Raw genomic sequence first — 25,741 nt, forward strand, 5'->3', positions numbered from 1 at the left:
CGGTACGGGGCGCCATGCTCTGCGGTTGGGTGAGCACGTCACGCGTCGTCTCCCATCAGGTCAAGGACGGCGAGGATGGCGAACGCGAACCTGCGGAGGTGGGCTACGGCCCGGTCCGGGTCCGGACGCTCGTCGCTCAGGGCGATGAGAAGCCGCAGTTCCTCGGCGGGGTACATCGCGACACGGTGCGGCACAACCTGCATGAGGTGACTCGTCGCACGGCGGAAACGGTTGGTGATCCGCCCGGCTTCCTCTGGAAGCAGAAGGGTGGCCTTCCCCTGGTGGCGACGCTTCGGCAGAGGCAAGCCGAGGCGGACCAGGAGGTCGTCCGTCCTGCGGGCTCGCCCTGCCGGCGCGGGCAGGGCCCGATCCCCGAGGACGTCCTCCAGCGTGTCGAACAGATCGTCGCTGATCTCCTCGTCCGCCAGAGAACGGGACAGTGAGAAGGCGAGCCTTCGCAGCGTCTCGTCTTCGGAGGAGAATGAACGGAAAAGCAGGTTGCCTGTGGCGTTGTCCACGGCGACCATCACGACCTTCCCTCAGGGGCGCGGAGGATGGCCCAGGTCGTGGTGCCGTCGTTGCTGACACCCCAGGTCCAGGCGAGCTCGGCGACGAGGAACAGGCCGCGGCCCGACTCGTCATCGTGGCCGGCCGGGCGCATCCGGGCCGGAGTTGGGCTGCTGTCGGTGACCTCGATGCGGACTTCTTCGTCGCGGTGGCGGACTCGCAGCCGGCCGTCTCCCTTTCCGTGTTCGACGGCGTTGGTGACCAACTCGGAGACGACGAGCACGACGTTCTCGGTGAGTGGCCCGTGGACGTTCCACTGCCGTAGGAAGGCCCTGGTGATCCGGCGCATGTGGCCGACGCGAACAGGGTCCGGGGTGAATGCCACGTCGAAGACACGCGAGGTCCGCTGCAGCCGCTTCGCAGCGGGCGACGGGAAGGAAGTGGCAGGCCTCATCGGCGGTCTCCAAAGAGGGTGGAGCGGGGGAGCACGCGGCAGGCGGCGTCGATCCGCCCTGGCGGACGTTCCGCCTCGTGTTCGGTGGCCTCGGCTCTTCAGGGGCTGTTGGGTGGACGACCTGACTGACTCACAGAGAGTCACGGGAATGGAGCCGTCTGTGAGAATCCTCCCGATTGGGCAACGGACGGAGCTACCCCCAGACCGCCCTCGGATCGCTATCCCCGGAGTGAAGGCAGTCCTCGGATCCTCCTCGGAATGGGTAACTACCTTTGGAACGGCTCCTGTTCGGGAATTCATTGTTCTATCGTCGCCAGTGGTGACGTGCTGGGCTTACCTCGCCAAGGAGGGACGATGAAGACGGTCTTCCGGCATCTGCTCGAGGCCCAGGGGATCAAGGGGTATGAGGCGTTTCTGCCGTTCTACCGGGCTGCGGCAAAGACTCTTCCCGGGGGGCCGTACGACGAACCCGCGGATAAGACGTTCCAGGGGTGGGTGTACGAGGGCAGACGACCCCAGAACGCCTTCCGACCCCCGATCGTCGCGATGTTCGGCCGCGGCATCGAAGACCTTTGGCAACAGGTTCCAGACGGAGCCCAACCTCAGTCGATGCCGCGGCTTCCCAGTGGATCACTTTCTGAGTGCCACATCGACTCCGGTATGGCACTGGGCGAAATGAAAAGGACGGGCGCAATGGCCGTACGACGCGCAAGAAAGTTCCTCATGGACGCAGACCGGGCACGTGTGGGTGAGAACTCGCTTCCTCTCCTGGAAAGCGAAGTGGCGCGATTGGTCACCAAATACCCGCGTGTACCGCTGGGCGACATCTGGGAGGACTTGCTCGATGCGCATGACCGCGTCCTTCACCTCATTGAGACGGCGCGATTCAGCCCGTCGCAACTCCGGGATGCCAACTTCCTGGCCGGCGTCCTGAGCTTCGTCGTTGCGAAGGGCTGTAACGACCTCGAAGACCGCGACCAGGCCCGGACGATGACGCTTGTGGCGGCGGCCTTCGCCAAGGACGCACAGCACGCCGGGCTGATGGCTCTCGTCAACGGCCTCCAGTCGCTCATCGAGTACTGGGCTGACCGACCCACGGACGCCTTCTTCTACGCGCAGAGGGGAGCGGCCCTTGCGGCCGATCTGCGAGGCACTGTCGCCCCTTGGCTGCTCGGTCTCAAGGCCCGTGCCGCGGCCAGTCTGGGCAATGACGATGCGGTGCGTGCAGCCAATGAGACAGCGGCTGCCATGCGCGAGCGGATCGTTCCGGACGAACTCGACCAACTGGGTGGCCTGCTCACCTACTCCGACACCAAGCAGCTCTACTACACGGTGGAGGCCGAAACTTTCCTTCGTCATGGCGACGACGGTCTGGCCCGCCAGGCGGAGCAGGCCGTGGTGGGATTCAGCGACCGGGAATCCCCCGACTGGGCCTTCGGTGATCTCGCCGGCGCACAGTGCAACCTGGCGCTTGTCCGATTGTTCACCGGAGACGTGGACGGTGCTCGTGAAGCCATGAACTCTGTTCTGTCCCTGCCTCCGGCCTACCGCAACAACGGCATCGTGGTTTCGGCCGTGCGCGTGCGTGAAGCCCTTGGCCACGGCCCAGTACGAACAGCGGTTGCCGCGAGGGACCTTCGCGAGGAGATCGCGGCCTTCCCGCCTCGGCGAGCAGCCCTCCTGCCGGGTGGCCGGTCCTAGACGAGTAGGGTGCGCTCCGTGTACCCGATCACGCGCTCCAGCCGCCGCCTCGCACTCCGTGAGTTGTGCCTCAACGACGTGGACGCCGTGTTCGCGATCTATGGCAGCAGCGAGGCGACGCAACACCTCTCGTTTGAGCCCCGCAGCAAGGCTGAGGTGGAGAACATAGCGGTTCGGGCCATCGCGTCTGCCCAAGCTACGCCGCGCAGCGAATACGCGCTCGCCGTGACCGATACGCATACAGGCGAGATGATCGGGTTCGGTCGGCTGGCTGTCGACCCGCATCAGCAACGTGCCGCAACCATGGGCTTCGCCCTGCGCCCCGCGTCCTGGGGCGTGGGGTACGGCCTGGAAACGGTGCGACTTCTCTGCGGCCTCGCCTTCGAGGAACTGAATCTGCACCGAGTATGGGGCGCCCGATCTCCGGAGAACCTAGCCTCCGACCGCACCATGACCGCGGCGGGCATGGTGCGCGAGGGCATCATCCGCGAGCACATCCGGAAGAACGGCGAATGGCGGGACTCCGTGGTGCACGCGATCCTCGACCGGGAGTGGTCTCCCGGCGAGCACTGATCGCACGCAGCGTCCCGTGACAACCCGCAACTACTCGTACTGACAAGGGGATGCACTGGAGGGTTCGCTGCGTACACGTGCTGATTCCGGTCAGTGCTTGCCGCGGTCCTCCAAGTACCGCGTATGCGTCTCCTGTCTGCGGGACTCCGCCTCCCGCAGCGCCGTCGCCACCGCGTGCGCCTCGTCGTACAGCACCGTCAGCTGGCGCTCCAGATGGCGTTCCGGCGGCTCGGTGCCCGGTTGGAGGCGGGTCCACCAGCGGGTGCGTACGAAGGTGTCCACCGACTCCGGGATGTCCTGGCGGACCGCCCTGGACAGGGTGTGGACCGCCTCCGGGTCCAGGGCCAGGGCGTCCGTGACCCAGCCGGGTTCCAGCAGGGCGGCCAGCGTTTCGGTCAGCTCGGTGAGCCGGCCGGCCGCCGCGGGAGGCAGGTCCACCTCGTCCAGATAGGTCATGAGCTGTGTGAAGTCGCCGCGCAGCTCGTCCAGTTGCTCCGAAGGATCGGTGAAGGGCGGCGCCTCGGGGCGCTCGGGCGGGGCGAGCAGCGCGCCCGCGCCGTACAGCCCGGCGACGACCACCGGCCAGTACGCGCCCGCGAGTCCGGTGAAGGTGAGGGCCAGTCCCGCCAGCCCCGCCGCGCTGCCCGTGAGGTTCTTGCGGGACTCCAGGTATCCGAGAAATCTACTGGTAGCCACGGATCTCCTCGAAGGCCCCGTCGAGCGAGCCGCGCGTCGCGTCGAACAGCCGCCCGCCCGTCAGTTCCGCGATCCGCGTCAGCTCCGCGCGGTCCGAGTCGCCGAAGAGGACCGGGAAGACGGGCGTGGCCCGCTGGGCGGCCGGCAGCTTCGCGTAGAAGGCGTCGAAGTCGCCGGGCCCGCTCCCCGCCGTGTTCTCGCCGTCCGTCATCAGCACGATCGAGGTGAAGGCGTCGGCCCCGCCCGTGCCCAGCCGCTCGTACGCCTCCCGCAGGCTGCTGTAGACGGCCGTGTCGCCGGACGCGGTCAGCGCCCCGGCGTCCCGGCGGATCCCGTCCAGCGCGGCGGCCGGGTCGCGCGGGTCCACCGTATGCGTACGGACCCGCTTCACCGACGAGCCGAACGGCATCAGCGTCACCTCCTCGCGGTCCCGGAAGCGCTCCCCGGTCGCGGAGTCGTCCGTGCCGGTGAGCCCGGCCAGCGCCGCCTTCAGCCGGGACAGCCGTTCGCCCTCCATCGAGCCCGAGGTGTCCAGTACGTACACGGTGCGCGAGGGCCTGCGCAGCTGGTTCTCGTACGAGTCGAGCAGCCCGTCCGCGACCGAACGCGAGCCGGGGAAGGGCAGTTCGCGCCGCTTCTCGGTGTCCAGTCCCGCCGCGGGCTTCACCGACGGGACGACCGGGCGGCGGAAGGTCTGCTCGGCCAGCGCCCGCTGCGCCTGCTCACCGCGCAGATACGCGGTGAGCGCCTGGCCGGACTCCCGGGCCTCCTGGGAAGCCGAAGTCAGCAGTGTCAGTGGGTAGTCGGCGGTCACCACCCCGTCCTTCGGGCGGATCACGGTGAGCCCGGTGTGGCTGTCGCGGTTCATGGAGAGCAGCACCGACTCGTAGTTGACCAGCGCGTCCACGCTGCCGCGCCGGGTGTACGCCGTCGCGAGCCAGCCGGAGGAACCGGACGTCAGCTGCTGCCCGGTGAAGAACTCCTTCAGCTTCGGCGCCGCCCGGCGCACATCCGCGTCCGTCAGCGCGGACTGCGCGCCCGACAGCCCGGAGGCGACCGAGATCAGCGCGGAGAAGCCGGAGTTGGAGCGTACGGGGTCGGTCATCCCGTACGTCAGCTTCCCGGCCAGCACCGCCTGGTGGACCTGGGACCAGGTGACCTCGTCCGGCCGCCAGCCGAGCCGGGCGACGGTGGCCGCCTTGACGCCGAGGGCGACGGGGGAGGACATGACGGGTGTCTCGTTGGTCAGGCGCTCGGCCGCGCCCGGACGCAGCCGCAGATAGTCGTTGGACGACAGCCACACCGCGTCGTACCTCCCGTCGGCCTTGCCGGACGCGATCAGCTCGGCGGCGTCCAGCGTGCCGGTCCAGGTGGGGCGCACCTTCACGCCGGTCTTCTGCTCGGCCTCGTCCAGCACGCCTTGCATATCGGCGAGTTCGCTGGAGGCGAGCACCCGCAGCGTGCCCGGGTGGTACGCGGTGTCGGCGCCTTTCCCGGACCCCTCGGAACCGCCGCCCGACGAGCAGGCGGTGGCGGTGAGCAGGGCCGCGATCAGCGCGGCCGTCAGCCTCAGCCGTCGTCTCACTGGTCTCACTGATCTCACTGATCTCGCCGATCTCACCGGTCTCACTGGAGGCCGCCTTCCAGCGCGCCCGCGGACCGGGTCCGCTCCAGATGCGTGCTCGCGATCTTGAGCTCCGCCGTCAGAGATTCCACGGTCGACGCCATCGACTCCGTCGCCTGGATCTTGTACGTGTCGATCGCGTCCAGCGTCCGGTAGATCTGCTGGAACGCCGACCGCAGCGTCTCCGCCCCGACCGCCGGGTCCGCCGCGATGCGCTGGATCTCACCGCTCTGGGTGGCGAGCATTTCCGCGTTGCCCCGGATCAGGTCCTCGGTGGTCGAGCGCAACACGTTCACCTGCTCGGTCACCTTGCGCTGGTTGTCCAGGGCCGAGGCCAGCATCACGGCGATCCGCAGCGCGGAGACCGTGGTGGTCGCGGCCCGGTCGACGCCCTTGATCAGCTCCTCGTTGTTGCGCCGTACGACATCCATCGCCAGATAGCCCTGCGCGCACACCGCGAGCTGGGTCAGCAGGTCCTGGTGCTTCTGCCGGACCGGGAAGAGGACATCGGCGCGCAGCGCGTCGGCCTGCGCGGGGTCCGTCGCGTCGACGGCCGCGATGCGCTCCCCGACCGCGGTGTCGAGCGCGTCGGTGAGGACCGCGTACTCCTGGAGCTTGCCCATGGTCTCCCACAGGCGGGTGCGCTCGGTGTGCAGCGCGGCGTTGTCGCGCCGCAGTTCGTCCTGGCCGCCCCTGAGCGAGCTGACGATCCGGTTCAACGTGGCCTGCGAGGAGGCGTACTTGGCGGCGTGGTCGCGCAGCTTGTTGCCGCCGGGCAGCCGGGAGAGGAGCCGGCGGGCGCCCTTGCCCGGGGTGTCGCGCGGGTCCAGGTCCTCGACCGTACGGCGCAGTTCGACGAGCGAGGACGACACCCGGGCCTGGGCGTCCTCGCCGCCGGACGCGAGCGAGCGGACCGTACGGTCCAGCATCCGGTTGGACTGCTGGGCGGCGCCGCGGATCTCGCCGGAGCCGAGGGCCGCGATCTCCCCGATGCGCGTGGTGAATTCGGGCGAGCGCGCGTCGAGGCCGGCGAGCGAGCCGACATAGTCCGTGGCGCGCCGGGTCATCTCCTCGCGTACGGAGGCGTCGAGCGGTACGAGCCCCGCCGCCTGTTCGGTACGGACCGGGGCGACGGGCTCGGGCGGCGTGAGAATCAGCTCGCTCGGCGCGCCCGCCGTGTTCTCCGTGGTCATCTGGTCCCCCTGGGTGTGTGCCGATGCCGGGAAGGCATCAGGACCGGCTCCGCCGCGCCATCGCCTGAAGCCACTGGGTGGTGGGCACGGGCGCCTGGTGGACGCTGGTCAGTGTCTGGTCGAGATGGGCCGTGTAGGCGGCGGTCGCGGCGGTGAACTCGGCCGGGACGCCCTGCGGGCGGAAGCCGTGGCGTACCGCCAGCTCGCGCAGCCGCTTGTCGGTGGTGAGCAGCTCGCCAAGCGCGCGGCCGTCGTCGGTGAGCGGGACGAGGGTGTGGTCGCTGGTGACCGTGGTGTCCGGATAGAGCACCACCAGATCGCCGACGTCCTGCTTCTGGAGCAGCATCGACGCCACCTGCGACTCGTACACCAGCACCAGCGGATTGCCCGCGCCGCTGATGAAGTCGCGGAACGGCGCGTCGGAGCTGGTCTTCTGGGCGCCCTGCGGCGCGATCAGTTTCCTGAGCAGCGGCGCGGTACGGTCGACGCCGCCCGCGTCGCTGACGAGTCCGCCGTTGGCGACGAAGGACGCGGCGGCGAGATAGAGCGCCCCGGAGTTGGAGGTCTCGGGGTCGGTGCTGCTGATGAAGACCGTCCCGTTCAGCTCGGCGTGCGCCGAGGCGCCCTTGAGCTGCTGCCAGGTGCGGTCCGCGCGGACCGCGTCCAGGAACGGGCCCATCCGGAACGTGCCACGCCCTTCCGCGCCCGGCTTCCCGGTGAGAGCGGCCAGCCCGTTGCGCGCCAGCACCTCGGCGACCGGGCGGTGCGCGACGACGACCAGCGGCGAGTAGAAGGGCCGCAGCACGCCGCCCTGTACGCCCTGCTTCGTGGCCAGCTCCTTGCCCGGGGCCTCGGACGCGGGAAAGGCGAAGTCATAGCCGGTGAGCGGCAGTTCCTCCATGGCCCAGGAGCCCGAGGCCTCCGTCCTGACGGCGAAGCCCTTGTCCGCCAGGGCCTTCACCACATCGGGGTCCGCGAAGAACTCGCTCTTCTCCGAACCGATCACACCCCGCACGGTCTTCGTTGCCGTGCCCGAGCCCTGGTCTTCCCGTCCTGCTACGACGGCCGCTGCCACGCCGCCGATCAGCAGCACCGCCAGAACGATTCCTACGATGCGTTTCACGAGGGAAGCGTGCTCCCAGAAGCCAATGTTCTGGGGGGAGTTGGGTGTACGGAAGGTGAAGGGCCGATCCCGGTGCGGAACCGGAGGGGCGCGTTCACGTGCGGCGCGCCCGCACCTGGACGCGACCTGGCTCACGTCATGTGTGGCACCCGGTCCGCGCGCCTCCGCGGCCCGTGGACCGGGGCCGTCAGGGGGCGCCGACGAGACGCGGTTCGCGCAGCGCGGCGGTATGCGCGTCCATCCGCTCGGCGGAGAGGATCGCCGCCGCCGTGTCGGCGCGCGAGGCGGCGACGACCAGGGCGCGGCCCGCGAGGGCGAGGGCACGGCGGTGCAGCGCGGCCGGATCGGCGCCGGTGAGCCCCGCGTGCCGGGCCGGCGGGGCCCCGCGCAGCCTGGCGATCTGTCCGGCGATGGACTCGGCGGCCTCGTCGAGCCCCAGCTCGTCCGTGACGGCGAGCAGCGCGGAGAGATGCCCGGCGAGCTGGATGTTCAGCTCTTCCTCGCGGCTGCGGTGCGGAAAGTCGGCGGTGTCGGCCAGCGCGTGGACCGACTTGGTACGGATCGGCTCGTACATGGGAGGGCCTCCTGGCATCGTCAGGAGACCATCCTACCTTGGATTCAGTCTAAAGTTGAGTGCGGTCCGGCAACTGGGTGCGGTCCGGCAGCTGTCGGCGGGTGATCACGTGATCGAGCCCTACGGCTGCGCGTATCCGCCCAGGAAGGTCCCGATCCTGGTCACCGCGTCGGCCAGATCCTGCGCCGCCGGCAGCGTCACGATCCGGAAGTGGTCCGGCTCCGGCCAGTTGAACCCCGTACCGTGCACGACCATGATCTTCTCGGCCCGCAGCAGATCGAGCACCATCTGCCGGTCGTCCTTGATCTTGTAGACCTTGGGGTCCAGCCGGGGGAAGAGGTACAGCGCGCCCTTGGGCTTGACGCAGGTCACGCCCGGGATCGAGGTGAGCAGTTCGTACGCGGTGTTCCGCTGCTCCAGTATCCGGCCGCCCGGCAGCACCAGATCCTGGATCGACTGCCGGCCGTTCAGCGCCGTGGCCACCGCGTGCTGCGACGGCATATTGGCGCACAGCCGCATATTGGCCAGAATCGTCAGCCCCTCGATGTACGAGCCGGCGTGCCCCTTGGGCCCGCAGACCGCCAGCCAGCCGGAGCGGAACCCGGCCACCCGGTAGTTCTTGGAGAGCCCGTTGAAGGTGAGGGTGAGCAGATCGGGCGCGACGGCGGCGGTCGGGGTGTGCGTGGCCCCGTCGTAGAGGATCCGGTCGTAGATCTCGTCGGAGCAGACGACCAGATCGTGGCGCCGGGCGATCTCGGTGAGCGCGCCGAGCATCTCCTCGCCGTATACGGCGCCGGTCGGATTGTTCGGGTTGATGATCACGATCGCCTTGGTCCGGTCGGTGATCTTCCGCTCGATGTCGGCGAGGTCCGGCATCCACTCCGCCTGCTCGTCGCAGCGGTAGTGCACGGCCGTCCCGCCCGCGAGGGAGACCGACGCGGTCCACAGCGGATAGTCCGGGGCGGGGACGAGCACCTCGTCGCCGTCGTCCAGCAGCGCCTGCATCGACATCTGGATCAGCTCGGAGACGCCGTTGCCGAGGTAGATGTCCTCGACGCCCAGCTCGATGCCCTTGGTCTGGTAGTGCTGCATCACCGCGCGCCGCGCGGACAGCAGCCCCTTCGCGTCGCCGTAGCCGTGTGCCCCGGACAGATTGCGGAGCATGTCCTCAAGGATCTCCGGCGGGCACTCGAAGCCGAAGGCCGCGGGGTTGCCGGTGTTGAGCTTGAGGATGCGGTGGCCCGCTGCTTCCAGCGCCATCGCCTCATCGAGGACCGGGCCCCGGATCTCGTAACAGACGTTGGCGAGCTTCGTCGACTGGATGACCTGCATGGCGGCCACCTTACGGCGCTGTGGGCGGGGGTGCTCGGTGGTTTTGGCCACGTCCGGGCGGGTTCGCCCCCCGCCGCGCCGTCGCGCGGGCCGGGTCGCACCGGGTAACGAGTGGATTTCTCCGGTTAATTTCCGCGGTCGGGGGGTTGGCGCGGTCGTGGCGGCTGGCTATCGTTCACGCACTTCACCCAATCGTTCGACTGAACGAATAACGCGAAGGGTGCCCGGTACATGTCCGACACCTCCCAGCGAACACCGCCCGGGACACCCCGGCAGACAGCCGAGCAGTCGATACCCCGGCGGTCCCTCCTCGCCGCCGCGGCGGCGGGCGGCGCCGCACTCGGCGCCTCCTGGCTGCTCACCGGCTGCTCCGGCGCGGGCTCCGGGCCGGGCGCGGGCCCCGCCGCCGGCGCCGTGCCCGCCGCCGCCCCGTCCGGCCGGCCCGCCCCCGGCGGCACCCTGCGCATCGCCCGGCCGCCCGCCTCCGAGGCCGAGACCCTGGACCCGGCGAGCGCGCTGTCCGCGTACGAATACCTGGGCGCCCTCTACAACCGGCTCGTCCGCATCGGCCCCGACGGTCATCTCGCCCCCGACCTCGCCGAGTCCTGGGAGCCCGACGACCGGGCCAGGACCTGGACCTTCCGGCTCCGCCGGGGCGTCGCCTTCCACGACGGCCGCCCCTTCACCGCCGCCGACGCCGCCTACACCCTGCGCCATATCCTCGACGCCGCGACCGCCTCCCCGCAGGCCGCCGTCCTCGCCCCGCTCGTCGACCCGAAGACGCTGCGCACCCCCGACCCGCACACGCTTGTCGTACCGCTGAAGACCGCCAACGCCGAGTTCCCCAGCCTGCTCACGCACTACAACTGCTACGTCGTCCCCGACGGCAGCGCCCGCTCCATCGGCCGCACCGGCATCGGCACCGGCCCCTTCAAGCTGTCCTCCTTCACCTCCGCGGGACCCGGCCGCGTCACCGCGTACGAGGACCACTGGGCCGGCCGCCCGGTCCTGGACGCCATCGACTTCTCCTCCGTCGCCGATATGCAGGCCCGCTCCAACGCCCTGCTCGCCGGACAGGTCGATCTGCTCTCCCAGACCAATCTGGACTTCGCCACCGCCCGGGTCGTCGCCGCCTCCGACCGCGCCACCATCGCCCGCGCCAAGGCCGCCCAGTGGTACGTCCTGCCGATGCTCACCACCGAGAAGCCCTTCACGGACGTACGGGTACGGCAGGCGATGAAGCTCGCGTACGACCCCGAGCACATCCTCAAGGTCGCTCTCCAGGGCGCGGGCACCGCCGGCTGGGACAACCCCGTACCGCCCATCGACCCCCATCACATCGCCGCGCACCCGGTCCACGACCCCGAGCAGGCCCGCCATCTGCTCAAGCGGGCCGGTCACGAACGGCTCGCGGTCGACCTCTACACCTCCTCCTACGACCCGATCTTCACGCCCATGGCCCTCGCCTATCAGGAGTCCGCCGCGCGCGCCGGGATCCGGATCCGGGTGAAGACGGCCGCCGCGGACTCCTACTACACCCAGATCTGGATGAAGAAGCCGCTGATGGCCACGTACTGGTTCACCGGCAGGCCCGTCGACCAGCTCCTCAACCAGGTCTTCCGCGGCGGCTCCGGCTACAACGAGACGGCCTGGTCCGACCCGGCGTTCGACGCGCTCCTCGACCGGGCGCGGGCCGAGACCGACGACGCCCGCCGACGCGAGCTGTACGGCGAGGCGCAGACCTTCGTCATCGAGAAGGGCGGGGCGATCACCCCGATGTTCGCCGACCGGCTCGTCGGGATCTCCCGGCAGGTGCGCGGCTACGCGGAGTACGGCTTCGAGTTCGACTATCTCGGCATCGGCCTGAAGGGGGCGTGAGGAGCGTGTTCACCTTCATCGCCCGCCGGGTCGTCTCCGCGCTCGGCACGCTGCTGCTCTCGTCCGTCCTGGTCTTCCTCGCCGTCCAGGCGCTGCCCGGCGATGTCGCCACGCAGGTGCTCGGCAAGGACGCCACCCCCTCCGCCGTCGCCGCGCTCCGCGAGAAACTCAGCCTCGACCAGCCCGCCTGGGAGCGTTACACCGAGTGGGTGAAGGGCGCGCTGCACGGCGACTTCGGCGTCTCGCTCGTCTCGGGCAAGGCCGTGGGCGGCGAGGTCGCGCAGTATCTCGGCAACTCGCTGCTGATCGCCCTCGTCACCGTCCTCTTCGCGGTCACCGGCTCGCTCGTGCTCGGCGTCGTCGCGGGGCTGTACCGGGACCGCTGGCCCGACCACCTCATCTCCACCGTCAGCCTGGTCGGGATGAGCGTCCCGGAGTTCGTCGTGGCGACCGTGCTGGTGCTCGCCTTCTCCGTCGCCCTGCCGCTGTTCCCCGCCGTGGTGCTCTACGGCCCCGGCGCCACCACCGGACAGCTGCTGCCGGCGGTCTGGCTGCCCGCCGCCTCGCTCGCGGTCGTGATGGCCGCGTACATCGTGCGCATGGCCCGTACCTCGGTCATCGACGTGATGGCGAGCGAGTACGTCACCACCGCCCGGCTCAAGGGCCTGTCCTCCTGGCGCGTGGTCACCCGCCACGCGCTGCCCAGTGCCCTGCTGCCCACCCTGCATGTGATCGCGCTGAACGTGGCCTGGCTGATCGGCGGCGTCGCCGTCGTCGAGAACGTCTTCAACTACCCGGGCATCGGCAAGCTGATGCTCTCCTCCGTACAGAACCGCGATCTGCCCGTCATCCAGGCCATCGCCCTGATCAGCGCGGTCGTGTACGTCCTGTGCAATCTCGCCGCCGACCTCGGCGCGATGGCCCTGAACCCCAAGCTCCGTACCCGAGGAGGCAGGGCCCGATGAGCACCGCAGTCATCAGAACCTGGCGGACCGTACGCTCCTCCCGCGCCGCCACCATCGGACTCGCGATCGTCGCCGTCCATGTGGCCGTCGCGCTGCTCGCACCGCTGCTGACGTCCTACGCGCCGACCGTGGGCGACTCCTCCCGGGCGCTGCTCGGACCGGGCGCGGACCACTGGGCGGGCACCGACCAGTACGGGCGCGACGTACTGACCCGGGTGCTGTACGGCGGGCGGTACGCGCTCGGCGTCTCGGCCGCCGCGACCGTCCTGACCGTCGCGCTCGGTACCGTGCTCGGCTGCGCCGCCGCCCTGCGCGGGGGCCGGCTGGACGACGCGCTGATGCGGGTGCTCGACGCGGTGCTGTCCGTGCCGTCGATCCTCGCCCTGCTGGTCATCGTCACGGCGCTCGGCTCGGGGCCGTGGGTGATCGTGCCGGCCATCGCCGTCGTCTACGTACCCCAGGTGGTACGGGTCGTACGCGGCGCCGCGCTCGCCGTCGTCCCCGCCGACTACGTCACCGCCGCCCGCGCCCGGGGCGAGGGGATCTGGCCGGTCCTGCGCCGCGAGGTGCTCCCCAACATCACCGACGTGGTGTGTGTCGAGTTCGCGATGCGCGCCTCCTGGGTGGTGCTGCTGATCAGCTCCCTGTCGTTCCTCGGCTTCGGCGCCAATCCGCCCACCCCCGACTGGGGGCTGATGGTCGCCGAGAACCGCACCGCCATCACCGTCGTACCGATGGCGAGCCTCGCGCCGATCATCGCCCTGGCCACGCTCGTGGTCGGGCTCAACCTCGCCGCCGACGGCCTCTCCAAGGCGTGGGGCGTCGACCGGACAAGGGAGGGATCCTGATGGACCCCATCGTTTCCGTGACCGGACTGGGTGTCGCCTACCGCTCGGGCGGCGCGGACATCCCCGTCGTCGCCGATGTCTCCGCCGAGGTCCACCCGGGGCAGACCCTGGCCCTGGTGGGCGAGTCGGGCAGCGGGAAGTCGACCGTCGCCGCCACGCTCCTCGGCCATCTGCGGCATGGCTCGCGGATCACGGCGGGCACGGTACGGGTCGACGGCAAGGACGTATTCGCCCTGCCCGCACGGGAGTTGAGACGGCTGCGCGGCGGTACGGTCGCGATGGTCGCGCAGAACGCCGGACACGCGCTGACCCCGTCCATGCGGATCGGCAAGCAGATCGGGGAAGCGCTGCGGGACAAGGCCGCCGGACGGGCCGCCACTTCCGCCGCCGTGCTGGAACTCCTCGAACAGGTCCGTCTGCCACGCCCCGCCGAACTCGCCCGCCGCTACCCGCACGAACTCTCCGGCGGCCAGCAGCAGCGCGTGGCCATCGCCATGGCCATCGCGGCACGTCCCCGGATCCTCGTCCTCGACGAACCCACCACCGGCCTCGATGTCGTCACCCAGCGCGGCGTCCTGGACCTCATCGGCGCGCTGCGCGCCGAACTCGGCCTCGCCGCCGTCCTGGTCAGCCATGACCTCGGGGTGGTCGCGCACATGGCGGACCAGGTGACCGTGCTGCGCGCGGGCCGCGTCGTGGAGTCCGCGCCCACGCGCCGGCTCTTCGCCGCCCCCGCCGAGCCGTACACCCGGCGCCTGCTGGCCAGCGTCCCGCGCCTGACGGACGAGGGGCTGGCGCTGGTCGGGGAGGACGGCAGCCGGGAGATCCGGCCGAGGGCCGTCCTGCCCGCCGACGCGCCGGAGGCCGTGGCCGTAAGGGATGTGACCATCGACTACGGCTCCACCCGCGCCGTCCACGGCGTCTCCTTCCAGGTACGGCGCGGCGAGATCCTGGCGCTGGTGGGGGAGTCGGGCAGCGGAAAGTCCACGCTCGCCTGGTCGCTGGCGGGCCTGCGGGCGCCGTCCGGCGGCACGATGACCCACGAGGCGGGCGACCTCACCCGCCCTTCACGCCGGCGTCCGCCGTCGCTGCGGCGGAAGATCCAGCTCGTCTTCCAGAACGCCGACACCTCGCTGAACCCCCGGCGCTCGGTGGGCGACGCGGTACGGCGCCCGCTGCGCTTCTTCGGCACGACGGCCACCCGCCCCGAAACCGCCGCCCGCGCCCGCCGACTCATCGCCGACGTACGCCTCGACCCGGCCCTCGCCGACCGGCTGCCCGCACAGCTCTCCGGCGGCCAGCGCCAGCGCATCGGCATCGCCCGTGCGCTGGCCGGCGAACCGGACGTGCTGATCGCCGACGAGATCACCACCGCGCTCGATGTCTCCGTCCAGGCGGAGGTGCTGCGGCTGCTCGACGATCTGCGCAGGGAGCGGCAGCTGGCCTGCCTCTTCATCAGCCATGACCTCGCGGTGGTACGCGGGATCGCCGACCGGGTGATCGTGCTGCGCGACGGGGTGGTGGTGGAGGAGGGGCCCACGGAGGAGGTGTTCGGGGCGCCGAAGCACGCGTATACGCGGGGCTTGATGGCGGCGACGCTGAATGGCAGCCCGTCCGGCGATTGAGGACCGGGGTCCGGGGCGGAGCCCCGGTTACGGGAAGGGGCGGGTTGGGGAACAGCCCGCCGCAGGCGCATCGCACCCGCACAAGAGGAGCAACGTGAAGTACCGGCACCACTTCGACCACGAGGTCCACGTAGAGGACCTCCACATCCCCACCCGCGACGGCACCCGCCTCCACGCCCGCGTCTGGCGCCCTGCCGGCGCCGGCACCGCCCCCGTCCCCGCCCTCCTCGAATACCTCCCGTACCGCAAGAGCGACTGGACCGCCCCCCGCGACGCCCAGCGCCATCCCTGGTACGCCGGGCACGGCTACGCCTCCGTGCGGGTCGATCTGCGCGGCAGCGGGGACTCCGAGGGCGTGATGCTCGACGAGTACACGGAGACCGAGCTGGCCGACGGCGTCGATGTCGTCAACTGGCTCGCCGCGCAGCCCTGGTGCTCGGGCAAGGTCGGCATGTTCGGGATCTCCTGGGGCGGCTTCAACGCCCTCCAGATCGCCGCCCTGCGCCCCGAACCGCTCAAGGCGATCGTCACCGTCTGCTCCACGGACGACCGTTACGACAACGACGTGCACTACACCGGCGGCGCCGTCCTCGGGATCGACATGCTCGCCTGGGCCGGCACGATGCTCGCCTTCACCGGCCGGCCGCCGGACCCGGCGCACGTCGGCGCGGACCGGTGGCTGCCCATGTGGCGGGAGCGGCTCGACGCGATCGAACCGTATCTGCACACCTGGCTCGCCCATCAGGAACGCGACGACTACTGGCGGCACGGCAGTGTCTGCGAGGACTACACGGCCCTCGACGCGGCCGTCCTCGCGGTGGGCGGCTGGGCCGATCCGTACCGGGACACCGTGCTGCGGCTGGTCGAGCATCTGGACCCGGCGCGGGTACGGGGGCTGATCGGGCCCTGGTCGCACCAGTACCCGGACCGGGGGCTGCCGCCGGGCCCGGCGATCGGCTTCCTCCAGGAGACCCTGCGCTGGTGGGACCACTGGCTGAAGGACGAGGAGACCGGGGTGATGTCCGAGCCGCTGCTGCGCTCCTGGCTCAACGACCCCGTCCCGCCCGCCCCTTCGTACGCGACGATGCCGGGCCGCTGGGTCGGCGACGACAACTGGCCGTCGCCGTCCGTGAGCTGGGACGCGCGTCCGCTGGGCGACAGGGGCGCGGCTCCCGTGGTCGTTCGGTCGCCGCAGCACACCGGGGTCGACGCGGGCCGCTTCTTCCCCTTCGGCAACCCCGCCGATCTGCCGCCCGACCAGCGCGAGGAGGACGGCCGTTCCGTCTGCTTCGACTCGGCGCCACTGACGGGGCGGGTGGAGATCCTGGGCCGTCCGCGTGTCCGGCTGCGGCTCGACAGCGCCACCCCGCGCGCCCATGTCATCGCCCGGATCTGCGATGTCGCGCCCGACGGCTCGTCCACGCTCGTCACCCGGGGCGTGCTCAACCTGATGTCGCGGCACGGCCGGGAGCGGGCGGACGCGTGGGTGCCGGGGACGTACGAGGACGTCGAGTGGGAACTGACCGCCACCGGCTACGCGTTCCCGCCGGGACACCGCGTCCGTGTCGCCGTCTCCGACGCGTACTGGCCCTGGGTCTGGCCGCACGGCGAGCGCGGCCGGCTGACGGTGCTCCCCGGTGAGAGCGCGGTGCTGCTGCCCGTACGGGACCCGGCGTACGACAGGGGCCGCGCCCCCCTCCGCTTCGAGGAGCCGGAGCAGGCCCCGCCGCTGCCGGTGACGGCCGGCCCGCCCGCCGGGCCGCGTACCCCCGAGCGAGTCGTACGGCACGAGGTCGCGACCGGGGAATGGACCCTGGAGGTGGACCCGAACTACGGCGGCTCGCGCACCTATCCGGACGGCCTGCGGTACGAGGAGAGCGCGCGCGAGACGTACCGTATCCGTGCGGACGATCCCCTGTCGGCCGTGGCGGAGTCCCGGTGGACGATCCGGCTGCGGCGCCCGGACGGCTGGGACGCCGAGATCACCACCCGTACGGAACTGAGCGCCACGGCAACGGAGTTCGTCATGGACAGCGGGCTCGAAGCACGGGCGAACGGAGAGACAGTGGCCAAGCGCGGCTGGCACAGGACGACCCCCAGGACATCCGGATGACGGCGCGGACACCGCGGCGCGCGGTCGACGCCTCCCGGCGCACCCGCCAGCCCACCGAGGTCCGCCGCCGGCTCATCGCGGAGGCCGCGGTGCCGCTGATAGCGGAGCGCGGCTCGGCGGCGGTCGGGGTACGCGATGTCGCGGCGGCGGCGGGGGTGTCGGTCGGCACGGTCACGTACCACTTCGAGAGCGTGCAGGAAGTCCTCTCCGAGGCGATGGTGCTGCACATCGAGCGCTACTACGGCGCGCTCAGCGAGGCCGCGGACCGGGCGACCCGCGCGGCGGAGGGGCTGCGGCTGCTCATCGACGCGCTCTTCACGGACGACACCGACCGGCACTGGCGGATGTGGTTCGACTACTGGAACGCGGGCGACCGCGACCAGGCGTTCGCCCGCGGCCAGGCCGCCCGCTACGAGAGCTGGCACGGCGAGATCCGCGCCCTGGTCGAACGCGGCCGTGCCGAGGGCGACTTCCACTGCGACGACCCGGCCGACTTCGCCGTACGCTTCGCCGCGCTGGCCGACGGCCTGGCCCTCCAACGCCTCCGCCAGTCCCCACCCCTCACGACGACGGACGCGCGCCGGCATCTCCGCCGGCTGGTCGAGGTGGAACTGGAGGGATAGCGGAACGCGGGTGTGCGCGGGCCTGGCCTTCGTAACTTACTTAAAGTAAGGTGCTGAGGAATTCGGCCATGCCTGGCCGATGGCGGCCCTGTCCAGCCGGGCCCGCCCGTGTCTTCCGAGAGGTCATCGTGTTCATCGCCTATGCCGTCGTCGGCATCCTGCTCGCCGCCGTCCTGACCGGCTCCGCCGTCGGTACCTTCACCCGGCAGGAGAAGATCGTCGGCTCGATGACCGGGCTCGGCGTGCCCGAGAGCTGGCTCCCGCGCCTTGCCACGCTGAAGACGGCGGGCGCCGTCGGGCTGATCGTCGGACTCTGGGTGCCGCCGCTCGGCGTCGCCGCCGCGATCGGCGTGGTCCTCTACTTCATCGGCGCCGCCGTCGCGCATCTGCGGGCCAAGGACTACGCGATCGCGCCGGTTGTCGTCATCTTCCTGCTCGCTGTCGCGGCGCTGGTGCTGCGTCTGGCCTCGGTCTGAGGGCAATCCCGGTTCGGGCCACCGCGTCGGCCGGGTCCGGATCACCCATCAAATCGCTGGTTGAATTCGCGTTCATGATGGACGAACAAACAGGACCAGGAATCGGTGAAGGGCGTAATCAGGCGGCACTGGCGTATCTGGAGGGGTACGAGCGGGAGCACGGCGCCTTTACTTCTGCGGAGAAGCAGGAAGCCGCAGACGTCTGGGCGCGGGCCGAGGAGCGGGAGCGGCAGCGGTGCGACCCTCATCTACGCGATGGTCGATCAACCTGATCGATCTGGTGGTGATGCTCACCGTCCCGTCCGGCGCACCGACCTTCCCGCCAGGGCGCTTGTCCGGCGGCCGTCCTCGATCACGAAGCGGCCGTCGATCAGCACATGCGGAATGCCCACCGGCAGCGTGCGCGGTTTCTCGAAGGTGGAGCCCGCCGCGACGGTGTCCGGGTCGAAGAGGACCAGGTCCGCGCGGTAGCCCTCGCGGACCAGGCCACGGTCGGGGAGGCGGAGGCGGGCGGCCGGGCGGGCGGTGAGGTGGGCCACGCACTCCTCCAGGGTCAGGACGCCCAGCTCCCGCGCGTACCGGCCCAGATACTGCGGGAACGTGCCGTACGCGCGCGGATGCGGCTTCGCGCCCTGGAGGATGCCGTCGCTGCCGCCCGTGTGGACGCGGTGGCGCATGATCTGCCGGACGTTCTCCTCGTGGCCCACATGCTGGAGGATCGTCGAGCCGAGCCGGTCCTCGATCAGCAGCCGGCGCGCCGTGGTCCACGGCGCCTCGCCCGCCCGCGCCGCCGAGTCCGCGACCGTCCTGCCGACATGGTCCGCGAGAGCGGGGGCCGTGACCCCGGAGATCTCGATGGTGTCCCACTCGATGGGCACGCCATGACAGCCGTCCGCGCCGATGACCTCCATGTGATGGCGGATCCTCTCGGCGGTCGCCTCGTCGCGCAGCCGCTCCAGGATCGCGTCGGGACCGCCCTCGCTCGCCCAGCTCGGCAGCATCGCGACGAGCGTCGTACACCCCGGCGTGTACGGATACGTGTCGAGCGAGATGTCCGCGCCCGCGGCCAGCGCCTCGTCGAGGAGCGTGAGCAGTTCGGGCGCCCTGCCCTTGTTCACGCCGAAGTTCATGGTGGCGTGGGCGAGGTGGAGGGCGCAGCCCGCGTCCCGGGTCAGCGTCACCATCTCCTCGTACGCCTGGAGCGCCCCGGCGCCGTACGAGCGGTGATGCGGGCAGTAGTAGCCGTCGTAGCCCGCCACCACCCGGCACAGCTCGGTGAGTTCGGCGTCGGCCGCGTACATGCCCGGCGTGTAGGTCAGCCCCGAGGACATCCCGACCGCGCCCTGCTCCATCGACTCGGCCACCAGCCGCTTCATACGGGCGAGTTCGGCGTCCGTCGCGGGCCGGTCGTCCCAGCCGACCGCGTACATACGGACCGTGCCCTGCGGGATCAGATACGCCGCGTTGACCGCGATGCCGCGATCCAGCCGGTCGAGATATTCGCCGACCGTGCGCCAGTCGAAGTCGACGGTCGTATCCCCGGGCGCACCGCCGTTCCAGCCGGTGATCGTCTGCCGGACCTGCGTGAGCGTCGCGTCGTCCACCGGCGCGTACGACAGCCCGTCCTGGCCGATCACTTCGAGCGTGACGCCCTGCGCGGCCTTCGCGGTGTGCTCGGGGTCGCGCAGCAGGGCGAGATCGCTGTGCGCGTGCATGTCGATGAAGCCGGGGGAGAGGGCCAGCCCGGCCGCGTCGAGGACGCGGGCGCCGGACGGGCGCGGCTCGCCCTCGCGCCGTATCGCCGCGATCCGGCCGTCCTCGATGCCGACATCGGCGCGGTACGACGGGCCGCCCGTGCCGTCGATGACCCGTGCGTCGCGAATGACGAGATCCATGTGCGAAGGCCCCCCGGAGGTCAGAAGAATGTACGGATGAGATCGGTGACCGTGCCGTCCGCCTCCACCAGCGGGATCAGCTGCCACTTGTCGAACGACGTACAGGGGTGGGACAGCCCCATCCCGACCCAGTCACCGACCTCCAGAGCGGCGTCGGATGTCGTGGTCAGCCAGCCGTGCTGGTCGGACAGGCGCGCCACGGTGATCCCCGTCGCGGGGCGGATCTCGCCGGTGCGGCCGTCCCGTACGACCTGTGCCACCGGCATGTCGAGGTCGTACGCCGCGTCCCGCTTACCGGCGTTGACGAACGCCTGCTCCGGCGACGGGCGGGAGACGACCTGCGCCCAGAGCCGGAAGGCGGGCTGGAGGGAGCCCTCCTCGGGGACCCGGTTGAAGGGGGTGAGATGGCGGTAGTGGACGTCGTCGTGCGAGACGTACGCGCCGGAGCGCAGCAGCTTCAGCACGGGCCGGGAGAGGGCGGGGACGTCCGCGAACACGTCGGCGACCGCGTCGAACCAGGCGCTGCCGCCCGCGCTGAGCACGATCTCGTCCGTGCCGTCGAACCGCCCCGCCGCGTCGAACTCCGCCGCCAGCGCGACCAGTCGGCGCAGCCAGGCGCGGACGCTCTCGCCGTCCGCCCCGGGCACCTCGCCCTCGTAACCGGCGACGCCGGTCAGCCGCAGGGTCGGTACGGCCGCCACCGCGTCGGCGACCGCCGCGCACTCCGCCTCCGTACGCGCGCCGGTACGCGCCCCCTCGCCCGCGCCCAGCTCGACCACGACCTCCACCGGACGGCCGGCTCCGGCGGCCCGCAGGGCCTCGTCCATCAGCTCGACGCCGCGTACGGAGTCGACGTAGCAGACGAAGCGGAAGCCGGGGTCGCTGTCCAGCTCGGCGGCGAGCCAGCGCAGCGCCGCCGCGTCGACCACTTCATTGGCGAGAAAGATCCGCTGGACGCCGAACGCGCGGTAGACGCGGGCCTGGTGGGGTACGGCGGCGGTGATGCCCCAGGCGCCGTGCTCCAGCTGGCGCGCGAAGAGCCGAGGGGACATGGAGGTCTTGCCGTGCGGGGCGAAGGCGAGGCCGTGGCGCTCGGAGTAGGTCTCCAGGAGCGCGAGGTTGTGCTCGACCGACTCGGCGGAGAGGGCGAGGACCGGGGTGGTGAAGCCGCCGGTGAACAGGGAGCGGCGCTCGGCGGCGAGAGCGCCGACGGTCAGGCCGTCCGCGTCCGGAGGGAGGGACTTGAAGCGGTGGTCGACGCGTTCGCCGCTGAGTGCGTCGAGCGCCTTGAGCACGCTCGGACTGCTCGCCTCCTTCGCCTCCTTCGCCTCCTTCGGCCCGTCCAGTCCGTCCGGCCCGTGCAGCCCGTTCAGCTCGTCCGTTCGTCGGCCGGCGGCCATGGAGCCTCCCCACTATCGATCTCGTTGCACTACATGCAATGGCCATTGCGCATATCGCTGAGGGCTGTCTAACATCCGAGCCGACAGCGGGTCAATGGTGACCCCTCCACGGTGACCGACCCAGGGTCGGCCGAGCGGCGAGGAGCCTCAGAGTGACCGGAACCGTAGACACGGACCTCCACCCCGGCGTGGAGGTCGTCTGCCTCGGTGAATCCATGGTCACCTTCCTGCCCTCGCTCCCGGGCCGCCTCGCCGACGTCCCCTCCTTCGCCCGTACGATCGGCGGCGCCGAATCCAATGTCGCCTGCGCGCTGGCCGCCGCCGGGCACACCGTGAAGTGGGTCAGCCGGGTCGGCGCCGACGGCTTCGGCGACCATCTCGTCGACGCGATCGCCGCGTACGGGGTCGACACCTCGGGCGTACTCCGCGACCCGGACCGGCCCACCGGCATCTACTTCCGTACCGCGACGGACCGCGCCACCGACGCGCACGAGGTCGCCTACTACCGGGCCGGCTCCGCCGCCTCCGCGATGGCGCCCGGGACCCTGCCGTACGACGACCTGTGGGCCGGGCGCGTGCTGCATGTATCGGGCATCACGGCCGCGCTCTCGGACGACTGCCTCGCCCTGATGCGCGAGCTGACCGGCCGCGCGCCGGGCCGCCCGCTGGTCTCCTTCGACGTCAACCACCGGCCGGGACTCTGGCGCGACGGCTCGGGCGCCCGCGTCCTGCTGGACCTCGCGCGGGGCGCCGATCTGGTCTTCGTCGGCGAGGACGAGGCGGCCGAGGCGTGGGGCCTGCACGGCGGGGACGCGATCCGGGCGGCGCTCCCGGAGCCGGCGACGCTGGTGGTGAAGCGGGGGAGCGCGGGGGCGACGGTGTACGAACGCGAGGTGGGCGGCACGGTCCGTACGGGCCTGGCTCCCGTGCCGGGCGCCGACACGGGCCCGGCCTTCGTGAGGGGCGCCGACACGGGCCCGGCCTCCGTGAGGGGCGCCGACGCCGTCACCTCCGTGCCCGCCCTGCGCGTCGATGTCGTCGCGCCCGTCGGCGCCGGGGACGCCTTCGCCGCCGGATTCCTCTCCGCGACCCTCCGCGGCCTGCCCGCCGCCGCCCGCCTCCGGCACGGCCACCTGATGGCCGCCGCGACCCTCACCGTCCCCGGAGACCTCGGCACACCACCCTCCCGGGCCGACGCCGACCGGCTCGTGGACCTCGACGACACCGCCTGGGGCACACTTCGTCTCGGCCCCGGCTGGACGGCGGCCACGGAGCGAGAGGTACGTACCCCATGAGCCAGACCGTCGACCGGGCGCTGAGCATTCTGCCGCTGCTCGCCCAGGGCCCCGCCGATCTCGGGCAGGTCGCCGACCGGCTCGGCGTGCACAAGTCCACCGCGCTCCGGCTCCTCCGTACGCTCCATGAACACGGGCTCGTCTACCGCCAGCAGGACAACCGCTACCGCCTGGGCGCGCGGCTCTTCGCGCTCGCGCAAGAGGCCGTCGAGAACCTCGACATGCGCGACATCGCCCACTCCCATCTGGTCGCTCTCAACAGCCAGTGCGGTCACACCGTCCACCTAGCCGTGCACGAGGACGGTGAAGTCCTCTATATCGACAAGGTCGAGAGCCGCTACCCGGTCCGGATGTACTCGCGGATCGGCAAACCGGTCGCGATCACCGTGGCCGCCGTCGCCAAGCTGCTGCTCGCCGACCTCCCCGAGGCCGAGCGCCGCGTGCTCGCGGAACGCCTCGACTACCCCATGTACACGCCCCGTTCGAGCCCCAATGCGGCCGCCTTCCTCAAGGAGCTGGCGACCGTGCGCGAACAGGGCTGGGCCACCGATCTCGGCGGCCACGAGGAATCCATCAACTGCGTCGGCGCGCCCATCCGCGGCGCGGACGGCCGGGTCGTCGCCGCCATGTCGGTCTCCGCGCCGAATGTCGTCGTCACCGCGGAGGAACTCCTCACCCTGCTCCCGCTGGTGCGCCGTACCGCCGACGCGATCAGCAGGGAGTACTCCGGCAACACCCACCCCAGCAAGGACGCTTCATGACCGAGAAGACCGAGAAGACCGAGAAGACCGCGCCGACCTCCAAGACCGCGCTCACCCCGGCGACCCACACCACCCCGCCCGCGAAGTTCTCGCACGGCGTCCGCAAGGGCAACATCCTCCAGGTCGCGGGCCAGGTCGGCTTCCTCCCGGCCGTCGAGGGGCAGCCGCCCACCGTCGCGGGCCCGACGCTGCGCGAGCAGACCCTCCAGACCTTCGCCAACGTCAAGGCGATCCTGGAGGAGGGCGGCGCGAGCTGGGACGACGTGATGATGATGCGCGTCTACCTCACCGACGTCGACCACTTCGCCGAGATGAACGAGATCTACAACACCTACTTCGGTGAGCAGGGTCTGAAGGAGGCGCCCGCCGCGCGCACGACGGTGTACGTGGGCCTGCCCAAGGGGCTGTTGATCGAGATCGACGCGCTGGCCGTCCTCGGCTGAGCCGCGTCTCCGTACCGCCATACGGCACGACACCGTACGGCACGGCGCCCCGGCCACCTGCCCGCCCGCCCGGGTGCCGTGCCGTGACCCCCCCTGCCCACGAACCAGAGGCTCCCCATGCTGCTCGCCGCTGACGCACCACCGGAGACCCCGCCCCACACGGGGGGTCTGCTGCTCCTGATCGACGGTACCGCCGGTCTGCTGACCGTCGCCGCCCTCGGCATCGTCCTGCTCCTCTTCCTGATCATCAAGGTCAGGCTCCAGCCCTTCGTGGCGCTGCTCGGTGTCTCCATAGCCGTCGGTCTCGCGGCCGGCCTGTCCGTCACCGAACTCTTCGGTACGGTCCAGAAGTCCGCCGCCGTCTCGATGATCGAGACCGGGATGGGCGGCATCCTCGGCCATGTCGCGATCATCATCGGACTCGGCACCATGCTCGGCGCGATCCTCGAAGTGTCCGGCGGCGCCGAGGTGCTGAGCGCCCGCCTGCTGAACCTCTTCGGCGAGAAGCGCGCCCCGCTCGCCATGGGCGTCACCGGTGTCGTCTTCGGTATCCCGGTCTTCTTCGACGTCGGCATCTTCGTCCTCGCGCCGATCGTGTACGCCGCCGCCAAGCGGTCCGGCAAATCGATCCTGCTGTACGCGATGCCGCTGCTCGCCGGTCTCTCGATGACCCACGCCTTCCTGCCCCCGCACCCGGGCCCCGTCGCCGCGGCCGGACTCTTCAAGGTGGATCTCGGCTGGGTCATCCTGATGGGCGTCATCGTCGGCGTCCCGGCCGTCCTCGCCGCGTGGGCCTACGCCGCCTGGATCGGGCGGCGCATCTTCGTCGAGGTCCCGCAGGACATGGTCGAGGCGGCGGAGGAGTCCAAGGCCGCGGTCGCCGCCGAGCAGCGCGCCTCGGGTATCACGCCCCGGGAGACGCCGGTCGCGCTCGGCACGGTCCTCGCGATCATCGGCACCCCGTTGATCCTGATCCTGCTCGCGACCTTCTCGTCCATCGCCCTCGACCCGTCGACGGGCCGCTCGGTCATCGAGTTCTTCGGCCACCCCTTCGTGGCGCTGACGATCGCGCTGCTGCTCGCGTACTACCTGCTGGGCATCAGGCGCGGCTGGTCCCGCAAGTCCCTGGAGACGGTCTCCACCGCCTCGCTCAAGCCGGTCGGCAACATCCTGCTCGTGGTCGGCGCCGGCGGTGTCTTCGGCGCGGTCCTCAAGGGCAGCGGGATCGCGGACGCCCTCGCCGACACCTTCAACGACGTCGGCCTGCCGGTCATCCTGCTGGCCTGGCTGATCTCGGTCGTCCTGCGCGTCGCCCAGGGCTCGGCCACGGTCGCGATCGTCACCACGGCCGGGATCGTCGTCCCGCTGGTCGAGGGCCAGGGGCTCTCGCAGGCGCATCTCGCCCTGATCATCATGGCGATCTCGGCGGGCTCGATCTTCGCCTCGCACGTCAACGACGGCGGGTTCTGGATGGTCGCGAAGTACTTCGGCATCTCGGAGCGCGACACCCTGAAGTCCTGGACGGTCCTGGAGACCGTGCTGTCGGTGGCGGGCTTCGTGGTGGCGGCGCTGCTGAGTCTGATCATCTAGGTCCGGCAGGTCTCGTACGTCCTGTAGGTCTCGTAGGTCCCGTAGGTCGTTC

General features: G+C 71.0%; 23 protein-coding genes. 13 read left to right on the forward strand and 10 right to left on the reverse strand.

All coding sequences use genetic code 11. The features are described from left to right. Window positions 1-38 precede the first annotated feature (38 nt). Entirely contained in the window at window positions 39-527 is a 489-nt protein-coding gene (locus ACFRKB_RS03540) for a hypothetical protein (RefSeq protein WP_383102941.1), read from the reverse strand. Continuing rightward, window positions 527-961 (reverse strand): ATP-binding protein, encoded by a 435-nt coding sequence (locus ACFRKB_RS03545; RefSeq protein ID WP_383102943.1) that lies wholly within the window; start codon window positions 959-961, stop codon window positions 527-529. Before ACFRKB_RS03545 ends, ACFRKB_RS03540 begins: the two co-directional genes overlap by 1 nt. Before the next feature lie 354 nt (window positions 962-1,315). On the opposite strand from ACFRKB_RS03545, the gene ACFRKB_RS03550 reads away from it, so the two are divergent. Both ACFRKB_RS03550 and ACFRKB_RS03555 read left to right on the forward strand, forming a co-directional pair. Then, window positions 1,316-2,662, forward strand: coding sequence for a hypothetical protein (locus tag ACFRKB_RS03550; RefSeq protein WP_383102944.1), 1,347 nt, complete (start codon window positions 1,316-1,318; stop codon window positions 2,660-2,662). An 18-nt stretch (window positions 2,663-2,680) separates the two neighbouring features. Next, entirely contained in the window at window positions 2,681-3,235 is a 555-nt protein-coding gene (locus tag ACFRKB_RS03555) for a GNAT family N-acetyltransferase (protein ID WP_383102946.1), read from the forward strand. 90 nt (window positions 3,236-3,325) lie between these two features. Here the strand turns inward: ACFRKB_RS03555 and ACFRKB_RS03560 are convergent, their stop codons facing one another. From ACFRKB_RS03560 to ACFRKB_RS03585, 6 genes are all read right to left on the reverse strand, one after another. Then, a complete protein-coding gene (locus ACFRKB_RS03560) occupies window positions 3,326-3,931 on the reverse strand; it encodes a hypothetical protein (RefSeq protein WP_383102948.1) in 606 nt (201 codons plus the stop codon). Beyond that, window positions 3,918-5,516: a substrate-binding and vWA domain-containing protein gene (locus ACFRKB_RS03565; RefSeq protein ID WP_383102950.1), complete on the reverse strand. Its 1,599-nt coding sequence runs from the start codon at window positions 5,514-5,516 to the stop codon at window positions 3,918-3,920. The genes ACFRKB_RS03560 and ACFRKB_RS03565 overlap by 14 nt, the downstream gene beginning before the upstream one ends. A gap of 41 nt (window positions 5,517-5,557) precedes the next feature. Continuing rightward, window positions 5,558-6,748 carry a toxic anion resistance protein gene (locus ACFRKB_RS03570; protein ID WP_383102952.1) on the reverse strand — a complete coding sequence of 397 codons (1,191 nt, stop codon included), beginning with the start codon at window positions 6,746-6,748 and terminating at the stop codon, window positions 5,558-5,560. A gap of 37 nt (window positions 6,749-6,785) precedes the next feature. Beyond that, on the reverse strand, window positions 6,786-7,871 hold the full coding sequence (locus ACFRKB_RS03575) for a hypothetical protein (protein ID WP_383102954.1): 1,086 nt from the start codon (window positions 7,869-7,871) through the stop codon (window positions 6,786-6,788). A gap of 187 nt (window positions 7,872-8,058) precedes the next feature. Then, a complete protein-coding gene (locus ACFRKB_RS03580) occupies window positions 8,059-8,445 on the reverse strand; it encodes an SCO4983 family protein (protein ID WP_383102955.1) in 387 nt (128 codons plus the stop codon). Window positions 8,446-8,565: 120 nt separating this feature from the next. After that, complete coding sequence (locus ACFRKB_RS03585) at window positions 8,566-9,777, reverse strand: pyridoxal phosphate-dependent aminotransferase (RefSeq protein WP_383102957.1); 1,212 nt, start codon at window positions 9,775-9,777, stop codon at window positions 8,566-8,568. Between the two features lie 231 nt (window positions 9,778-10,008). On the opposite strand from ACFRKB_RS03585, the gene ACFRKB_RS03590 reads away from it, so the two are divergent. The 7 genes from ACFRKB_RS03590 (at window position 10,009) to ACFRKB_RS03620 (ending at window position 18,305) form a co-directional block, all read left to right on the forward strand. Further along, the gene (locus tag ACFRKB_RS03590) at window positions 10,009-11,655 is read left to right on the forward strand and encodes an ABC transporter substrate-binding protein (protein WP_383102958.1); all 1,647 of its coding nucleotides are present in this window, start codon (window positions 10,009-10,011) and stop codon (window positions 11,653-11,655) included. Window positions 11,656-11,660: 5 nt separating this feature from the next. Further along, a complete protein-coding gene (locus ACFRKB_RS03595; protein WP_383102959.1) occupies window positions 11,661-12,620 on the forward strand; it encodes an ABC transporter permease in 960 nt (319 codons plus the stop codon). After that, on the forward strand, window positions 12,617-13,468 hold the full coding sequence (locus tag ACFRKB_RS03600) for an ABC transporter permease (RefSeq protein ID WP_383102961.1): 852 nt from the start codon (window positions 12,617-12,619) through the stop codon (window positions 13,466-13,468). Before ACFRKB_RS03595 ends, ACFRKB_RS03600 begins: the two co-directional genes overlap by 4 nt. Continuing rightward, window positions 13,468-15,093 (forward strand): dipeptide ABC transporter ATP-binding protein, encoded by a 1,626-nt coding sequence (locus ACFRKB_RS03605; protein ID WP_383102962.1) that lies wholly within the window; start codon window positions 13,468-13,470, stop codon window positions 15,091-15,093. Before ACFRKB_RS03600 ends, ACFRKB_RS03605 begins: the two co-directional genes overlap by 1 nt. 94 nt (window positions 15,094-15,187) lie before the next feature. After that, the gene (locus ACFRKB_RS03610; protein ID WP_383102964.1) at window positions 15,188-17,206 is read left to right on the forward strand and encodes a CocE/NonD family hydrolase; all 2,019 of its coding nucleotides are present in this window, start codon (window positions 15,188-15,190) and stop codon (window positions 17,204-17,206) included. Then, a complete protein-coding gene (locus ACFRKB_RS03615; protein ID WP_383102965.1) occupies window positions 17,203-17,829 on the forward strand; it encodes a TetR/AcrR family transcriptional regulator in 627 nt (208 codons plus the stop codon). Before ACFRKB_RS03610 ends, ACFRKB_RS03615 begins: the two co-directional genes overlap by 4 nt. Before the next feature lie 68 nt (window positions 17,830-17,897). Further along, complete coding sequence (locus ACFRKB_RS03620) at window positions 17,898-18,305, forward strand: DoxX family protein (RefSeq protein ID WP_383102966.1); 408 nt, start codon at window positions 17,898-17,900, stop codon at window positions 18,303-18,305. Window positions 18,306-18,595: 290 nt separating this feature from the next. Here the strand turns inward: ACFRKB_RS03620 and ACFRKB_RS03625 are convergent, their stop codons facing one another. Next, window positions 18,596-20,200 (reverse strand): N-acyl-D-amino-acid deacylase family protein, encoded by a 1,605-nt coding sequence (locus tag ACFRKB_RS03625; RefSeq protein ID WP_383102967.1) that lies wholly within the window; start codon window positions 20,198-20,200, stop codon window positions 18,596-18,598. Between the two features lie 20 nt (window positions 20,201-20,220). Further along, window positions 20,221-21,600 carry an alanine racemase gene (locus ACFRKB_RS03630; RefSeq protein ID WP_383102969.1) on the reverse strand — a complete coding sequence of 460 codons (1,380 nt, stop codon included), beginning with the start codon at window positions 21,598-21,600 and terminating at the stop codon, window positions 20,221-20,223. Window positions 21,601-21,752: 152 nt separating this feature from the next. Here ACFRKB_RS03630 and ACFRKB_RS03635 point away from each other — a divergent pair, with 152 nt between their 5' ends. From ACFRKB_RS03635 to ACFRKB_RS03650, 4 genes are all read left to right on the forward strand, one after another. Further along, window positions 21,753-22,895 (forward strand): sugar kinase, encoded by a 1,143-nt coding sequence (locus ACFRKB_RS03635; RefSeq protein WP_383102970.1) that lies wholly within the window; start codon window positions 21,753-21,755, stop codon window positions 22,893-22,895. Continuing rightward, window positions 22,892-23,656 carry an IclR family transcriptional regulator gene (locus ACFRKB_RS03640; RefSeq protein ID WP_365973567.1) on the forward strand — a complete coding sequence of 255 codons (765 nt, stop codon included), beginning with the start codon at window positions 22,892-22,894 and terminating at the stop codon, window positions 23,654-23,656. Before ACFRKB_RS03635 ends, ACFRKB_RS03640 begins: the two co-directional genes overlap by 4 nt. After that, window positions 23,653-24,099: a RidA family protein gene (locus ACFRKB_RS03645; protein WP_383102972.1), complete on the forward strand. Its 447-nt coding sequence runs from the start codon at window positions 23,653-23,655 to the stop codon at window positions 24,097-24,099. Before ACFRKB_RS03640 ends, ACFRKB_RS03645 begins: the two co-directional genes overlap by 4 nt. A 117-nt stretch (window positions 24,100-24,216) precedes the next feature. Further along, window positions 24,217-25,689, forward strand: a complete 1,473-nt coding sequence (locus ACFRKB_RS03650; protein WP_383102973.1) for a GntP family permease — start codon at window positions 24,217-24,219, stop codon at window positions 25,687-25,689. Window positions 25,690-25,741: the final 52 nt, after the last annotated feature.

This window comes from Streptomyces scopuliridis (genome assembly GCF_042790125.1).
GTDB classification, from domain to species: Bacteria; Actinomycetota; Actinomycetes; order Streptomycetales; family Streptomycetaceae; genus Streptomyces; species Streptomyces scopuliridis_A.

Excerpts from the sequence above, each read along its gene's own strand:
- ACFRKB_RS03540 (WP_383102941.1), bottom strand. The coding sequence starts at position 527 with ATGGTCGCCGTGGACAACGCCACAGGCAACCTGCTTTTCCGTTCATTC.
- ACFRKB_RS03545 (WP_383102943.1), bottom strand. The coding sequence starts at position 961 with ATGAGGCCTGCCACTTCCTTCCCGTCGCCCGCTGCGAAGCGGCTGCAG.
- ACFRKB_RS03550 (WP_383102944.1), top strand. The coding sequence starts at position 1,316 with ATGAAGACGGTCTTCCGGCATCTGCTCGAGGCCCAGGGGATCAAGGGG.
- ACFRKB_RS03570 (WP_383102952.1), bottom strand. The coding sequence starts at position 6,748 with ATGACCACGGAGAACACGGCGGGCGCGCCGAGCGAGCTGATTCTCACG.
- ACFRKB_RS03580 (WP_383102955.1), bottom strand. The coding sequence starts at position 8,445 with ATGTACGAGCCGATCCGTACCAAGTCGGTCCACGCGCTGGCCGACACC.
- ACFRKB_RS03585 (WP_383102957.1), bottom strand. The coding sequence starts at position 9,777 with ATGCAGGTCATCCAGTCGACGAAGCTCGCCAACGTCTGTTACGAGATC.
- ACFRKB_RS03590 (WP_383102958.1), top strand. The coding sequence starts at position 10,009 with ATGTCCGACACCTCCCAGCGAACACCGCCCGGGACACCCCGGCAGACA.
- ACFRKB_RS03600 (WP_383102961.1), top strand. The coding sequence starts at position 12,617 with ATGAGCACCGCAGTCATCAGAACCTGGCGGACCGTACGCTCCTCCCGC.
- ACFRKB_RS03605 (WP_383102962.1), top strand. The coding sequence starts at position 13,468 with ATGGACCCCATCGTTTCCGTGACCGGACTGGGTGTCGCCTACCGCTCG.
- ACFRKB_RS03615 (WP_383102965.1), top strand. The coding sequence starts at position 17,203 with ATGACGGCGCGGACACCGCGGCGCGCGGTCGACGCCTCCCGGCGCACC.
- ACFRKB_RS03620 (WP_383102966.1), top strand. The coding sequence starts at position 17,898 with ATGCCTGGCCGATGGCGGCCCTGTCCAGCCGGGCCCGCCCGTGTCTTC.
- ACFRKB_RS03625 (WP_383102967.1), bottom strand. The coding sequence starts at position 20,200 with ATGGATCTCGTCATTCGCGACGCACGGGTCATCGACGGCACGGGCGGC.
- ACFRKB_RS03630 (WP_383102969.1), bottom strand. The coding sequence starts at position 21,600 with ATGGCCGCCGGCCGACGAACGGACGAGCTGAACGGGCTGCACGGGCCG.
- ACFRKB_RS03640 (WP_365973567.1), top strand. The coding sequence starts at position 22,892 with ATGAGCCAGACCGTCGACCGGGCGCTGAGCATTCTGCCGCTGCTCGCC.
- ACFRKB_RS03645 (WP_383102972.1), top strand. The coding sequence starts at position 23,653 with ATGACCGAGAAGACCGAGAAGACCGAGAAGACCGCGCCGACCTCCAAG.
- ACFRKB_RS03650 (WP_383102973.1), top strand. The coding sequence starts at position 24,217 with ATGCTGCTCGCCGCTGACGCACCACCGGAGACCCCGCCCCACACGGGG.